Below are 13,502 nucleotides of genomic sequence, written 5' to 3'. Positions count from 1 at the left end.
AGGGACGATAATGGGAAAGAGCGGATGACTTCCCGGCTTCATATCGCTTTCGTCCGTTTTCTCTCCATCAATCCCGCAAATTTATCGAACAGATAGTCCAGGTCATGCGGACCCGGACTCGCTTCGGGATGCCCCTGAAAGCAGAATACAGGCTTTCCTGCCAGCTCAAATCCTTGCAAACTGCCATCGAATAAAGATAAATGCGTAACTCTTGCATTTGCCGGCAAAGTGGCCGTATCCACCGCAAACCCGTGATTCTGACTGGTTATGATCACTTTTCCCGTCTCGAGGTCCTGAACCGGGTGATTGGCGCCATGATGGCCAAATTTCATTTTTATGGTTCTAGCGCCTGTTGCCAACCCTAGCAATTGGTGCCCCATGCACACGCCGAAAATTGGTATTTCCTTTTCCAGCAGCCTTCTGGTTGTCTCGATAGCGTAGTCGCAAGGCTCGGGATCACCCGGTCCATTCGAAAGGAATATTCCGTCAGGTTGCGATGCCAGAATCTCGTCGGCGGTTGTCTGCGCGGGGAATACGGTGACTTGGCAGCCGCGCTGCGCGAGCTTGCGCAGAATGTTCCGTTTTATTCCGAAATCCATCGCTGCAACATGAAAACGGGGATGAGATTGAACCGGGTAACCCTGCCCAAGCCGCCATTCCCCTTCGCTCCACTCATAAGGCTGCAAGCAGCTTACCACTTTGGCCAGGTCCATCCCGGCAAGGCCAGGAAATTCCCTGGCCAGCTTCAGCGCCTCCGCTTCATCCGGCTGACCTGCGATGATGCAACCTGCCTGAGCGCCCTTTTCCCGCAGAATGCGTGTGAGCTTGCGGGTATCGATGTCGGCAATGGCGACCACCCCCTGCTGCCTGAGATACTCCGGCAACGTCTGCGTTTCGCGCCAGTTGCTGGAAGCCAACGGCAGATCTCTTATCACCAGCCCGGCGGCATATATCCGATCGATATTGCCGGACTCCACGTCCTCCGGATTGGTGCCTGTATTGCCTACATGGGGATAAGTGAGGGTAACGATCTGGCGACAGTAGGAGGGATCCGTGAGAATTTCCTGATATCCCGTCATCGAGGTGTTGAAGACCACCTCCCCTGTGCTGATGCCTTCTGCGCCGATGGACATGCCGCGAAAAACTGTGCCGTCAGCAAGCGCAAGGACGGCATACGAATGTTGTGGCACGAAGACTCCTGGGAATTGGGACAAGGCAGAAACGGCACGAGGTTCTGTTTGCGCCGCTTCAAATCTGGAAATTATACGTCCAAAAGGACGATGCTTCAATGAACCGGCAGCGTAGCACAACGAATCCCTCGCGGAGCGGGGATGGGACAGTAAGGGAACAAGGAATGAGGAACAAGACACCTGCTCCTATAGAGGCCTTCCAAAACCTGGGCTGACATATTCGCCTCTCACAAATCGAAAATTTCCGTCAGATCCCCGCCGCTGCATTCGTGCAATCAATCCCCCAGGGTACTTCCCGAGGATCCGAGAGCTCGGAAGAGAACGCACTGGAATGCGAGGACGAATGCGAGGACTGAAGCCGCCGTTTACCGCCTCAGCCCCAGCACGTCCTGCATGTCGAACATGCCGTTCCGTTTATCCGCAAGAAAGCGGGCGGCTCTCAACGCACCCTCGGCAAATGTCGCACGGCTGCTTGCTTTATGCGAAATTTCGATACGTTCGCCGGTTCCCGCGAACATGACGGTATGATCCCCTACGATATCTCCGCCGCGAACGGTAGCAAAGCCGATGGAACCTGCCACCCGCTCACCCGTATGGCCCTCGCGGCTGTAAACGGCGACCTCGGAAAGCTCTTTACCCAGAGCTTTTGCCACCACCTCGCCCATCAGCAGCGCAGTGCCGGAAGGAGCATCCACCTTGTGGCGATGATGAGCCTCTATAATTTCTACGTCATAGTCCTCATTCAGAACCCTGGCCGCCGTCTCCAGCAGTTTCAGAGTGACATTCACGCCCACGCTCATATTAGGCGCCAGCACGATGGCAATGTCCCGGGAGGCAAACCCCAGCGCTTCTTTCTGCTCGGGCGAAAAGCCGGTGGTGCCGATTACCATTCTTATGTTTTTCTCACGACAGCGGGCAACGTGAACCAGCGTCCCATCCGGGCGGGTAAAGTCTATCAGCACTTCGCTTCCATCAAGTGCCGTATCGACGTTATCGGTTATCTCAATACCGCAGGGCGCGCCGATCAACTCTCCCGCGTCCTTTCCAAGATAAGGACTCCCGCTCCGCTCGAGAGCGGCGCTTAAGCGCATGTCCGGAGCCCGTTCAACGGCTTCCAGTAAGGCGCGTCCCATGCGTCCGGAGCTTCCAGCCACAGCAATATTCAATGTCGGCATTCCTTGTCTGATAAACTGACTTGCAAAATCGTCCTATTCCTTTGGCTGATCTGCATCCATAATTCCGGTATCCGTCGCCCGCGAGGGTACTTGCCTGGGCCCTGGTTTCTCCGGCAAGGGTGCCTCTGGAGCAGCACTCGAAGAAACCTCGGCCGAGCCGGCTGAGAGAGATGCCGCCGGGGAAGGAGGTGGTGAGGCGGGCAATGCGGGCAAGATGGGCACAGTGCCCGTTGTTTCAGTGCCGGCCGAAAGGGGCGCCGAAGGAGGTGCTGAAAGGGGCGCTGAAAGCGGCACCTCCGTGGGCACTTGAGCCGGGACCGAATTGGCGCTCTTTTCCATGGCTGCCCCCCCGGGCAATACGGTTGATTCAGGCGAAGTACCTGCCTCCGGCGCCTGAGGCTGAGACTGAAGAAAGGCGATCGGAGCAGTGAACGAACCGTCGATACGCACCAGATGATCGTCTTCAAAAAAGATCGTGAGCTTTCTCTGTTCGACCAGCTTTCCCCTCTGCTCAAACCGGTATAGATAATCCCAGCGATTTTCATGAAACGCATCGCTGATCATGGGCGAGCCCAGCGCAAAGCGTACTTGCGAACGAGTCATGCCGGGCTTCAGCTTGTTCACCATTTCCTGGGTAATGACATTACCCTGCTGAATCTCTATCTTGTAGAGCAAGGAAGGAACCGATGAACACCCCGCGAGCAGCAAAACAGCCAACGTGATAATTCTTGCGCGCATCGCGGCGACGTAGGTTTCCAAAGCAAACTTAACGTTATATGATACAGCAAATAACTTGACGATTGGATGCACTATGAGTAATCCGAGCAATCTTAAGACCATGGGCTTGAAGGCTACGCTGCCGCGCCTTAGAATACTGAGTCTGTTCGAAAGCAGTCCTGTCCGGCATCTCTCTGCGGAGGATGTTTACAGAACGCTCATCAGCGAAGGCGATGATATCGGTCTGGCCACGGTCTACCGGGTACTGACCCAGTTTGAACAGGCCGGGTTGCTCGAGCGCCACCATTTTGAAGGCGGCAAGGCAGTGTTTGAGCTTGCCAGTGACGCCCATCATGACCATCTGGTCTGCCTGCAATGCGGCAGGGTGGAAGAGTTTTATGACGCTGAAATCGAGAAGCGTCAGATTAAAATTGCCCGTGAACGCGGATTTGCCATACACGAGCACTCGCTTTCACTTTACGCGGATTGCATCAAGCCGTCATGTCCGTATCGAAAAGGGGATGAAAAGGATAGTAAAAGTTAAGCTTTTCATCCCTTCATGGAGCGCAGAGTCAAGTATCGTGACGTTACGGCCCGATACGGCAGTTGTATGCGCATGTTCTTCAGAAGCAGGATCTTGAGACCTGCCCTGCTCTGCTTCATGGCTTCCTGATCTGTCATTCCTGCGCCGCTTGCGAATTACGCGGCGGATACGGTTTTAGCGCATTTGAAATTGCCTCGGATACCTGTTGATTCCATACTCGAACTGTTGACCAAAAGTCACCTAACCGTTACTGTTTAATGTTTAACCCAACATATATTGCCGATATTCAACATCTTGAAACGCAGGAAAGCATGAGTGCGGATTTGACGGGCGCCGAAATTACGGTGCGTTGCTTACAAGAGGAAGGGGTAGAACATATTTTCGGCTATCCCGGGGGCGCTGTGCTGTTCCTGTATGACGAATTGTTCAAGCAGGATAAGGTCAGACATATCCTGGTGCGGCACGAACAGGCCGCGGTACATGCCGCGGACGGCTATGCCCGCTCCAGCAACAAGGTAGGGGTGGCGCTGGTCACTTCCGGACCGGGCGTGACCAACGCCGTGACCGGCATCGCCACTGCCTATATGGATTCGATTCCCCTCGTCATCATCAGCGGCCAGGTCCCCACCCATGCCATCGGCTTGGACGCATTCCAGGAGGTCGATACCGTAGGCATCACGCGTCCCTGCGTGAAGCACAATTTTCTGGTGAAGGATGTCACAGAGCTTGCCGTCACCATCAAGAAAGCGTTCTATATCGCTTCGACAGGACGTCCCGGTCCAGTGCTGGTTGACATCCCGAAGGACGTGAGCCAGCAGAAAACAAAATTCGTTTATCCCGAGCGTGTCACAATGCGCTCCTATAATCCGAATATCCGCGGGCACGCCGGACAGATCAAAAAAGCAGTTCAACTGATCCTGGAAGCCAGGCGTCCGATGATCTACACCGGCGGAGGAGTCATCCTCAGCGATGCCGCTGCCCGGTTGACGGAACTCGTCCGCTTGCTGCGCTTTCCCTGCACCAACACGTTGATGGGCTTGGGGGGTTATCCCGCAACGGACCCCCAGTTTGTCGGCATGCTGGGCATGCATGGCACTTACGAGGCCAACATGGCGATGCAGCATTGCGACGTGCTGGTGGCGGTAGGTGCCCGTTTCGATGATCGCGTCATCGGCAATCCCAAGCATTTCTACAATCCGGACCGCAAGATCATCCACATCGATATCGATCCTTCATCCATTTCGAAGCGTGTCAAGGTGGACGTGCCTATCGTCGGCAATGTCCCCGATGTGCTGGATGAACTCATAAAGCTGCTTGAACTGCGCAAGGAAAAGCCCGATCAGAGCGCTCTTGACGCCTGGTGGGCCCAGATCGATTCATGGCGGGAGCGCGACTGCCTCAGGTATGACCGCGCAAGCGCGATCATCAAGCCGCAGATGGTGGTGGAAACGCTCTACAAGGTGACGAATGGCGATGCCTTCATTACCTCGGATGTCGGTCAGCACCAGATGTGGGCAGCACAATTTTACAAATTCGACCTGCCGCGGCGATGGATCAATTCCGGAGGGCTTGGAACGATGGGTTTCGGCCTGCCTTCCGCCATGGGTGTTCAGATGGCTAATCCAGGCGCGGACGTGGCCTGCATTACCGGCGAAGCCAGCATCCAGATGTGCATCCAGGAGCTGTCGACCTGCAAGCAATATCACCTTCCGCTCAAGATCATCAACCTGAATAACCGCTATATGGGAATGGTGCGGCAGTGGCAGGAATTCTTCCATGGCAACCGGTATGCGGAGTCCTACATGGACGCGCTGCCTGATTTCGTGAAGCTGGCGGAGAGTTACGGCCATGTCGGTATGCGGATCGAACAACCCGGCGATGTCGAAGCCGCCTTGCAGGAGGCATTCAAGCTCAAGGACAGGCTGGTGTTCATGGATTTCGTCACCGACCAGACCGAAAACGTATTCCCGATGGTGCCGGGGGGCAAGGGTCTCTCTGAAATGATTCTGGTATAAAAACAAATATGCGGCATATCATTTCACTTTTGATGGAAAACGAAGCAGGCGCCCTGTCTCGCGTCGCCGGCCTGTTTTCTTCACGTGGCTACAATATCGAATCGCTTACCGTTGCCGCTACTGAAGATTCCACTCTGTCTCGCATGACGCTGGTCACCACCGGGTCTGACGACGTGATCGAGCAGATCACGAAGCAACTGAACAAGCTCATTGAAGTGGTCAAGGTGGTTGACTTGAGTGAGGGCAATCACATTGAGCGCGAACTGATGCTGATCAAGGTGCGGGCGGTTGACCATGATCGCGAGGAGATAAAGCGCATGGCTGATATTTTTCGCGGCCGCATCATTGACGTCACCGACAAGTCGTATACGATCGAATTGACGGGTACCGGTTCCAAGCTCGATGCATTCATCGAAGCCATGAATCACACGACCATTCTGGAAACGGTACGCACCGGTGCATCCGGCATCGGTCGCGGCGAACGGATATTGAAGGTTTAACAAAATTCAGCAACAGTTGCGCCGGGAAGAGCTGAGCCTTGCGGGCTTGGCGTTTAACGGCGCTTTTCTATTTTGAACATAAAGGAAATCATGAACGTTTATTACGATAAAGACGCCGACTTGTCGCTCATTCGGGACAAGAAAGTCACCATTGTTGGCTACGGGTCGCAAGGTCACGCCCACGCCAATAATCTGAGCGATTCCGGCGTAGTGGTAACAGTTGGTCTGCGCAAGGAGGGGGCTTCCTGGGGCAAGGCGGAAAAGGCCGGTCTTACCGTCAAAGAGGTGGCTGAGTCGGTAAAGGATGCAGACGTCGTGATGGTCCTGCTGCCCGATGAGCAGATTGCTGCCGTATACGCGACCGAAATCGAACCCAACCTCAAGAAAGGCGCTACTCTTGCCTTTGCCCATGGCTTCAATATTCATTATGGCCAGGTAGCGCCCAGGGAAGATCTGGACGTCATCATGATCGCTCCCAAGGGGCCGGGGCACCTGGTACGCTCCACCTACCTCCAGGGCGGAGGGGTGCCTTCACTTATTGCAGTGCATCAGGACAAGTCCGGCAGGGCACGTGACTTGGCGCTCTCCTATGCGGCAGCCAATGGCGGTACCCGTGGCGGCGTGATCGAGACCAATTTCCGCGAGGAAACCGAAACCGATCTGTTCGGCGAACAGGTCGTGCTATGTGGTGGTCTGACTGCCTTGATCCAGGCCGGCTTCGAAACCCTGGTGGAAGCCGGGTACGCACCGGAGATGGCCTATTTCGAATGTCTGCACGAAGTCAAACTGATCGTCGACCTGATCTATGAAGGCGGCATCGCCAACATGCGCTACTCCATTTCCAACAACGCCGAGTATGGGGATATTTCGCGCGGCCCCCGTGTGATCACCGATGCCACTCGTGCTGAAATGCGCAAGATTTTGCGCCAGATTCAGACAGGGGAATATGCCCGCGAATTCATCCTTGAAAATCGCGCCGGCGCACCCATGCTCAAAGCCAGCCGCCGTCTCGCATCCGAGCACCAGATCGAACAGGTGGGCGCCAAACTGCGCGATATGATGCCCTGGATCAAAAAGAACAAGCTGGTCGATCAGGCGAAAAATTAGGAAGTTAGTTGGAGGGGGTAGTAGTGCTATTGTTCGGCCGCCCCTTACTCTATAAGAGACGTATACCGTTCTCTGCCAGAAGTAGAAATAGATTGAATGCTTATGGGAGTGTCACGTATTGACGGGCAATCCTGATGATCTAATAGTCATTCTCAAACGTCCCCCTCTTCCTCATTACAGGAATTTTGAAAAAGGGTCTCAAACGATTTAGCATACAAACCCCACGCCCAAGCGGGGTTTGCATGCTGAATGGGCCTATGAAGCCATCCAGGCTTTCCTGCCGCGCCCCATAAAAGCCATCATGCCCAGACCAGCTAGAAACATGGCGTAGGTTTCGGGTTCTGGAATGGGAGAAACCGTATAACCAAAAAACGAGGTTGTTGCGCCATCAGTCCCACCCCTATTATCTCCGAAAGTATAGGTAAACGAGACATCAAAATGTTTTGCCTCGTTTGGTGCAAATGAACCTAATGAAAAAACAGGGATAAGATCCGTTGTATTACGGGTTTCAGGCGGCTGGCCTACTCCACTCTGACAACTGGGCGAGCCGGAGAAACATGGCTCCGTCAACGGGAGCTGCTGGCTTCCGCTCAAATCCGCAAGTTCCCCCATGGCTACAGTGTTCGCAACCGGGCTTGTTAATTTAACGGTCAGGCTGGTTCCAGTATTGTTGAAATTGCTGGTGTACCATCCGTTTAGGTCATTGCGCCATTCCATGGGCAGGTAAGTCTCGCCAACCTTCTGCCATGCGAAAGGAATCGTGAAGTTCAATTCTGGCAAGGAATTCGCGGTGGTGTTTTGGACCAAAAGATTTTCGACCGTGTAGACGTTCCCATTGGTATGGGGTGTAGTTAATGAATCGCCACCCCAGGCAGAAGAGGGATCATCCCGAAAAGTATATGCAGCTGCGGGAACGGTAAAAGTAAGGGATGTAGCTATTATTGCCAGGCTGGATAACCGTCTCAAAAGCTTGGTATTCATATTTAGCTCCTAATCGTTGTTATTCCTATACTTCAAGCAAAATAGACCTCCAGCCAGGGCTGTACAATAGTCCAGACGGACTACTGAATACGCATTGTTGAAGTAGAGCTTCCTTCGAGGACGAGTGTCTTAACTTGCACTGGTTTGAAACGCTGGAAGAGGTCAAAGCAATCATCGAAGACTGGCGGCGGGAATACAACGAGAGCCGCCTCACTCGACTCTCAATGACCTGACGCCGGCTGAATTTGCAAACAGGGCGAGCGTTCTAAGGCCTGTTTCGATTTAACAACGCCGAAAACCAACTTTCGGAATGGCCGTGAAAACCCCAACGGATCATCCTCGTCAAGGACTGACATTTTGCCGGTCACATTTCTGAGGCCAACCTGGTGGTGTTTACCGCCGCCCGATAACCGTTTAACATGCATCTATCTCCCTTCGGGATTGCATCAAGATGCAGGAATCTCAGTCGCGCCCTGTTTTCGAAGCCAAGCTGCGCCGGCGGGGCATTTATCTGCTGCCTAATCTCTTCACCACCGGTGCCCTGTTTGCGGGGTTCTATGCCATTGTCCAGGCAATGAATGGGCGCTTCGAGCACTCCGCCGTGGCGATTTTTATCGCGATGGTATTGGATGGACTCGATGGGCGCGTCGCCCGCCTTACCCACACGCAAAGCGAATTTGGCGCGGAATACGACAGCCTTTCCGATATGGTTTCATTTGGCGCCGCACCTGCGCTCGTAATATACGAATGGGCGCTGAAAGGGATGGGCAAATGGGGCTGGATCGCTGCTTTTATCTATTGCGTCTGCGCTGCGCTGCGGCTCGCGCGTTTCAATACCAATATTGGAATTGTGGACAAGCGCTATTTTCAGGGTCTGCCCAGTCCCGCAGCGGCTGCCCTCATTGCCGGGCTCATATGGCTCATGCTGGATTTTGACATAGCGGGCACAGATGTACGGTGGCTCGCCTGGTGCATTACCCTGTTCGCAGGCCTGACTATGGTGAGCGATATTCCCTACTACAGCGGCAAGGAAATCAATCTGCGCAAGTCGGTGCCATTCATCACTGCCCTGTTGTTGGCGTTGTTCTTTTTTGCATTGATTCCGAGTCATCCACCGGTCGTGCTGTTCTGCCTGTTTTTTCTGTACGCCTTGTCGGGTTATGCCATGTGGACTTGGCGGCGGCTGGCCAAAAGAAAACGAAAGATGATCGAGGGACAGCAAGCATGACGAGACCCATGATCACGCCCCTGACGCAAAGGCCCGCCTGGAAGGCGCTGGAAGCTCACTACCAGGCAATCAAAGGCATGCATTTGCGTCAGTTCTTCGCTGACGACCCGAAGCGGGGTGAGCGATTTACGGCCGAGGCCGTCGGCCTGTACCTGGATTATTCGAAAAATCGCATTACTGATGAAACGCTTCATCTACTGGTGCAGCTTGCCGAAGAATGCGGCCTGCGCGAGCGCATTGAAGCCATGTTCAGGGGCGACGCCATCAATGTGACGGAGCAGCGTGCTGTACTCCACATCGCCTTGCGCGCGCCTCGTAATGAAAAAATCCTCGTCGACGGAAAGGACGTTGTGCCCGGGGTGCATGCCGTGCTCGACCGTATGTCGGATTTCTCCGACAGGATACGCAACGGGGACTGGCAGGGGCATACTGGCAAGCGAATTCGCAATATCATCAATATCGGTATCGGCGGCTCCGATCTGGGCCCGGTCATGGCGTATGAAGCGCTGCGCCACTACAGCCTGCACAATCTCAGCTTTCGTTTCATCTCCAATGTGGATGGCACGGATTTCGTGGAGGCTACACGGGGTCTTGATCCCGAAGAAACCCTGTTCATTATCTGCTCCAAGACATTCACGACCACGGAAACGCTGACCAATGCGCACACCGCCCGGCGATGGATGCTGCGACAGATAAAGGATCTGGATGGGGTGCGCAAGCACTTCGTCGCTGTTTCCACCAATGCGGAGGAAGTAGCCAGATTCGGCATCGATACCGCCAACATGTTCGAATTCTGGGACTGGGTAGGTGGACGCTATTCCATGGATTCCGCGATCGGACTCTCGACCATGATTGCCATCGGCCCAGAGAATTTCCGTGAGATGCTCACCGGCTTCCACGCAATGGACGAGCACTTCCATTCCGCTCCATTCGACAGGAATCTTCCCGTCCTGATGGGGTTGCTATCACTCTGGTATAACAATTTCTTTGGCGCGCAGACACTCGCCGTGCTGCCCTACGAGCAATACTTGAAGCGCTTTCCGGCTTACCTCCAGCAACTGACAATGGAGAGCAATGGAAAGCACATTACACTGGATGACTCCCAGGTTGACTACCAGACCTCACCTATCGTGTGGGGAGAACCCGGCACCAACGGACAACATTCGTTTTACCAGCTCATCCATCAGGGAACCCGATTGATTCCCTGTGATTTTATCGGCTTCTGCCAAACCCTGAACCCCTTGGGCGATCACCATGACCTCCTCATGGCCAATCTGTTTGCCCAGACCGAGGCGCTTGCTTTCGGAAAAACGGAAGATGAAGTCAAAGCCGAAGGTATCCCGGACTGGCTTTGCCCGCATCGCAGTTTTGAGGGTAATCGTCCCACCAATACGATACTTGCCGAGCGCCTCACACCCCACACCCTCGGTGCCCTTGTCGCTCTTTATGAGCAGAGTGTTTTTACGCAGGGGACAATCTGGCAGATCGATTCGTTCGATCAATGGGGCGTCGAACTCGGCAAAGTGCTCGCACGCAACATCGGGCAGGAACTGGAGGATGAAAACGGCGAGTCACTGAAACATGATAGCTCCACCAACGCCCTGATACAGCGGTACAACAGGCTGAAACAAAAATAGCTGTGAACATTGGCTCCTGTCAGGAGTCGAAAAGTATGGTTTTCTACAACTTCCCTTGCGCGTCGCCCTCCACTGCGCTGCGACGGTCGGGGAAACCCCGTAATAATTCGTATATTCGCACTTTATATATTGACGGGAGACGGAAAGCGCATTGCTCCCAGTCCCATGGAATCCCATTAACGGGTTTCTGTAATTCGCGTAAGGTTGCTTTTACGGGAGCACTCTCATGAGCGAGCAGACCGATCTGGACCAAATCTGTATCAACACGCTTCGCAGCCTCTCCATCGACCAGGTAGAAAAAGCCCACTCCGGTCACCCCGGTACCCCGATGGGCGCAGCTCCTACAGCCTTTTGTCTCTGGCAGCGCTTTCTGCGTTACGATCCGGATAACCCGGACTGGCCCAATCGCGACCGTTTCATACTTTCTGCCGGTCACGCTTCAGCGTTGCTCTACAGCCTCCTCCATCTGACAGGAGTAAAGGCAACGAGTCCCTCTTACGAGGATGAAGACCGGCTGGCGGTAACGATGGATGACCTCAAGACGTTTCGCCAGGCAGGCAGCCGTTGTACCGGTCATCCGGAATATGGATGGACTTCAGGAGTGGAAACGACGACGGGACCGCTGGGCCAGGGTGCGGGAGACAGCGTCGGCATGGCTATAGCCGGGCGATGGCTTGCGGCCACTTACAACCGGCCCGATTTCGAATTGTTCAACCACAACGTTTATGCCTTGTGCAGTGACGGCGACATGATGGAAGGCGTCAGCAGTGAGGCGGCATCCCTGGCCGGGCATCTCAAGCTTGGAAACCTGTGCTGGATATATGACGATAACCGCATCACGATCGAAGGATCGACCGATCTCACCTTCACGGAAGATGTAGCCGCGCGGTTTTCCGCATACGGGTGGAGTGTCGCTCACGTGGATGATGCAAACGGATTACCGCTCCTGGCGGAAGCTTACGAGACGTTCCTGCACACCGATGATCGTCCCACGCTGATCATCGTGCATAGCCATATCGGTTATGGGGCGCCGCACAAGCATGACTCGCGGGAAGCGCATGGCGAACCGCTGGGGCCTGAAGAATCTCGCCTCGCCAAGGAATTCTACGGGTGCGACCCCGACAAGCAATTTTATGTACCGGATGGAGTCCGGGAATACTTCCAGACAGGGTTCGGTGAGCGCGGCAGAGCTGCACACGTCGCCTGGCGTGCACAGTTCGATGCCTATCGGAAGCAATATCCGGATCTGGCGGAGCAGATCGACCGCATGCAGCAACGCGGCTTGCCGGGGGACTGGGATAGCGAATTACCGACCTTCCCCGCGGACGAGAAAGGTATGGCTACCCGGGAGTCATCCGGCAAGGTACTGAATACCATTGCCGGGAAAATTGCCTGGTTGCTGGGTGGAGCCGCCGATCTCTCGCCTTCCACAAAAACCGAACTGAAAGGTGATTTCTACGGACAGTTTCAGCCGCCTGAACAGTACGAAAACGCCAAGGGCAACTACCGCGGACGCAATTTTCATTTTGGCTTGCGCGAGCATGCCATGTGCGCCATTGCCAACGGAATGAGTCTATCGAAATTGCGTCCCTATGCAGCGAGCTTTCTCGTATTCAGCGACTACGGGCGAGCCGCACTCCGGCTGAGTGCAATGATGGAGATTCCCATCATCTACATCTGGACCCATGATTCCATCAGCCTGGGAGAGGACGGTCCCACTCATCAGCCCATCGCGCATCTGGCCTCCCTGCGCGCCACCCCCGGTCTAGTTGTTCTGCGGCCGGCGGATGCGAATGAAGTGGTGGAAGCGTGGCGGCTGATCATGCAACTCACTGACCGCCCCGTTTGCCTGATACTGACGCGGCAGGCAGTGCCGACTCTCGACCGGACTCGTTATGCGTCCGCGAGCGGCCTTGCTCGCGGCGCCTACGTATTGGCCGACGCCGAAGACGGCAGACCGGCCGTGCTGCTGCTGGCGACTGGAAGCGAGGTCGCGCTTTGCGTAGCTGCCCACGAACAGCTCAAGAAAGAAGGAATATCATCACGCGTGATCAGCATGCCATCATGGGAAGTTTTCGAACATCAAGGCCAGGAATATCGAGACGAAATTTTGCCCCCGGGGATATTGGCGCGCGTGGGGGTTGAGGAGGCGTCGGGCTTCGGATGGGAGCGCTACACAGGCGCAGGCGGCTGCATCATTGCCATGCATTGCTTCGGCCTATCCGCGCCGGCAAAAGTTGTTGCGCGACGCTTCGGATTCGAACCCGGGCACATAGTCGCAGCGGCCAAGGAGCAGATTGCACGGCACAATACGAAGAGTACGAAAAACGAGAGCGAAAAAGCCCGCTGAGCTTTGCATGCTCGCGCTCCCGTCGGTGCCAGTTGCCAGTGGGATGAGAAAAGTCTGC

Annotated in this window: 11 protein-coding genes and 1 pseudogene; 8 read left to right on the top strand and 4 right to left on the bottom strand. The window is 54.9% G+C overall.

Annotated elements, in window-relative coordinates:
- Nucleotides 1–38 precede the first annotated feature (38 nt).
- From carA to bamE, 3 genes are all read right to left on the bottom strand, one after another.
- Nucleotides 39–1,190 carry a glutamine-hydrolyzing carbamoyl-phosphate synthase small subunit gene (carA, locus tag BMW46_RS04595; protein WP_074705289.1) on the bottom strand — a complete coding sequence of 384 codons (1,152 nt, stop codon included), beginning with the start codon at nt 1,188–1,190 and terminating at the stop codon, nt 39–41.
- Between the two features lie 365 nt (nt 1,191–1,555).
- Nucleotides 1,556–2,365, bottom strand: a complete 810-nt coding sequence (dapB, locus tag BMW46_RS04585) for a 4-hydroxy-tetrahydrodipicolinate reductase (protein WP_074705284.1) — start codon at nt 2,363–2,365, stop codon at nt 1,556–1,558.
- Between the two features lie 33 nt (nt 2,366–2,398).
- Nucleotides 2,399–3,124 carry an outer membrane protein assembly factor BamE gene (gene bamE, locus BMW46_RS04580; RefSeq protein ID WP_256376948.1) on the bottom strand — a complete coding sequence of 242 codons (726 nt, stop codon included), beginning with the start codon at nt 3,122–3,124 and terminating at the stop codon, nt 2,399–2,401.
- A 52-nt stretch (nt 3,125–3,176) separates the two neighbouring features.
- Between bamE and fur the strand changes: the two genes are divergently transcribed.
- The 4 genes from fur (at nt 3,177) to ilvC (ending at nt 7,248) form a co-directional block, all read left to right on the top strand.
- Nucleotides 3,177–3,626 (top strand): ferric iron uptake transcriptional regulator, encoded by a 450-nt coding sequence (gene fur, locus BMW46_RS04575; RefSeq protein WP_011379837.1) that lies wholly within the window; start codon nt 3,177–3,179, stop codon nt 3,624–3,626.
- A gap of 257 nt (nt 3,627–3,883) precedes the next feature.
- Complete coding sequence (locus BMW46_RS04570; protein ID WP_074705279.1) at nt 3,884–5,641, top strand: acetolactate synthase 3 catalytic subunit; 1,758 nt, start codon at nt 3,884–3,886, stop codon at nt 5,639–5,641.
- An 8-nt stretch (nt 5,642–5,649) separates the two neighbouring features.
- Entirely contained in the window at nt 5,650–6,141 is a 492-nt protein-coding gene (ilvN, locus tag BMW46_RS04565) for an acetolactate synthase small subunit (RefSeq protein ID WP_074705277.1), read from the top strand.
- Nucleotides 6,142–6,231: 90 nt separating this feature from the next.
- A complete protein-coding gene (gene ilvC / locus BMW46_RS04560; RefSeq protein ID WP_074705274.1) occupies nt 6,232–7,248 on the top strand; it encodes a ketol-acid reductoisomerase in 1,017 nt (338 codons plus the stop codon).
- Nucleotides 7,249–7,503: 255 nt separating this feature from the next.
- Here the strand turns inward: ilvC and BMW46_RS15745 are convergent, their stop codons facing one another.
- Nucleotides 7,504–8,229 carry a PEP-CTERM sorting domain-containing protein gene (locus BMW46_RS15745; protein WP_074705271.1) on the bottom strand — a complete coding sequence of 242 codons (726 nt, stop codon included), beginning with the start codon at nt 8,227–8,229 and terminating at the stop codon, nt 7,504–7,506.
- A gap of 110 nt (nt 8,230–8,339) precedes the next feature.
- Between BMW46_RS15745 and BMW46_RS15740 the strand changes: the two are divergent.
- The 4 genes and pseudogenes from BMW46_RS15740 to tkt all read left to right on the top strand — a co-directional run.
- Nucleotides 8,340–8,515, top strand: a pseudogene (locus tag BMW46_RS15740) (integrase core domain-containing protein); the annotation flags it as partial.
- Nucleotides 8,516–8,680: 165 nt separating this feature from the next.
- On the top strand, nt 8,681–9,457 hold the full coding sequence (gene pssA / locus BMW46_RS04545; RefSeq protein ID WP_074705268.1) for a CDP-diacylglycerol--serine O-phosphatidyltransferase: 777 nt from the start codon (nt 8,681–8,683) through the stop codon (nt 9,455–9,457).
- A complete protein-coding gene (gene pgi, locus BMW46_RS04540) occupies nt 9,454–11,094 on the top strand; it encodes a glucose-6-phosphate isomerase (RefSeq protein ID WP_074705266.1) in 1,641 nt (546 codons plus the stop codon). The genes pssA and pgi overlap by 4 nt, the downstream gene beginning before the upstream one ends.
- Nucleotides 11,095–11,320: 226 nt before the next feature.
- Nucleotides 11,321–13,444, top strand: coding sequence for a transketolase (gene tkt, locus BMW46_RS04535; protein ID WP_074705263.1), 2,124 nt, complete (start codon nt 11,321–11,323; stop codon nt 13,442–13,444).
- Nucleotides 13,445–13,502: the final 58 nt, after the last annotated feature.

This window comes from Nitrosospira multiformis, from assembly GCF_900111585.1.
Taxonomy (GTDB): Bacteria; Pseudomonadota; Gammaproteobacteria; order Burkholderiales; family Nitrosomonadaceae; genus Nitrosospira; species Nitrosospira multiformis_B.
The sequence above is the reverse complement of the archived record's forward strand: the minus strand, read 5'-3'. Positions and strand labels throughout refer to the sequence as shown.

What these genes read in the sequence shown, in the direction of transcription:
- ilvN (WP_074705277.1), top strand. Translation starts at nt 5,650, where the DNA reads ATGCGGCATATCATTTCACTTTTGATGGAAAACGAAGCAGGCGCCCTG.
- tkt (WP_074705263.1), top strand. Translation starts at nt 11,321, where the DNA reads ATGAGCGAGCAGACCGATCTGGACCAAATCTGTATCAACACGCTTCGC.
- fur (WP_011379837.1), top strand. Translation starts at nt 3,177, where the DNA reads ATGAGTAATCCGAGCAATCTTAAGACCATGGGCTTGAAGGCTACGCTG.
- BMW46_RS15745 (WP_074705271.1), bottom strand. Translation starts at nt 8,229, where the DNA reads ATGAATACCAAGCTTTTGAGACGGTTATCCAGCCTGGCAATAATAGCT.
- dapB (WP_074705284.1), bottom strand. Translation starts at nt 2,365, where the DNA reads ATGCCGACATTGAATATTGCTGTGGCTGGAAGCTCCGGACGCATGGGA.
- pssA (WP_074705268.1), top strand. Translation starts at nt 8,681, where the DNA reads ATGCAGGAATCTCAGTCGCGCCCTGTTTTCGAAGCCAAGCTGCGCCGG.
- ilvC (WP_074705274.1), top strand. Translation starts at nt 6,232, where the DNA reads ATGAACGTTTATTACGATAAAGACGCCGACTTGTCGCTCATTCGGGAC.
- BMW46_RS04570 (WP_074705279.1), top strand. Translation starts at nt 3,884, where the DNA reads ATGTTTAACCCAACATATATTGCCGATATTCAACATCTTGAAACGCAG.
- pgi (WP_074705266.1), top strand. Translation starts at nt 9,454, where the DNA reads ATGACGAGACCCATGATCACGCCCCTGACGCAAAGGCCCGCCTGGAAG.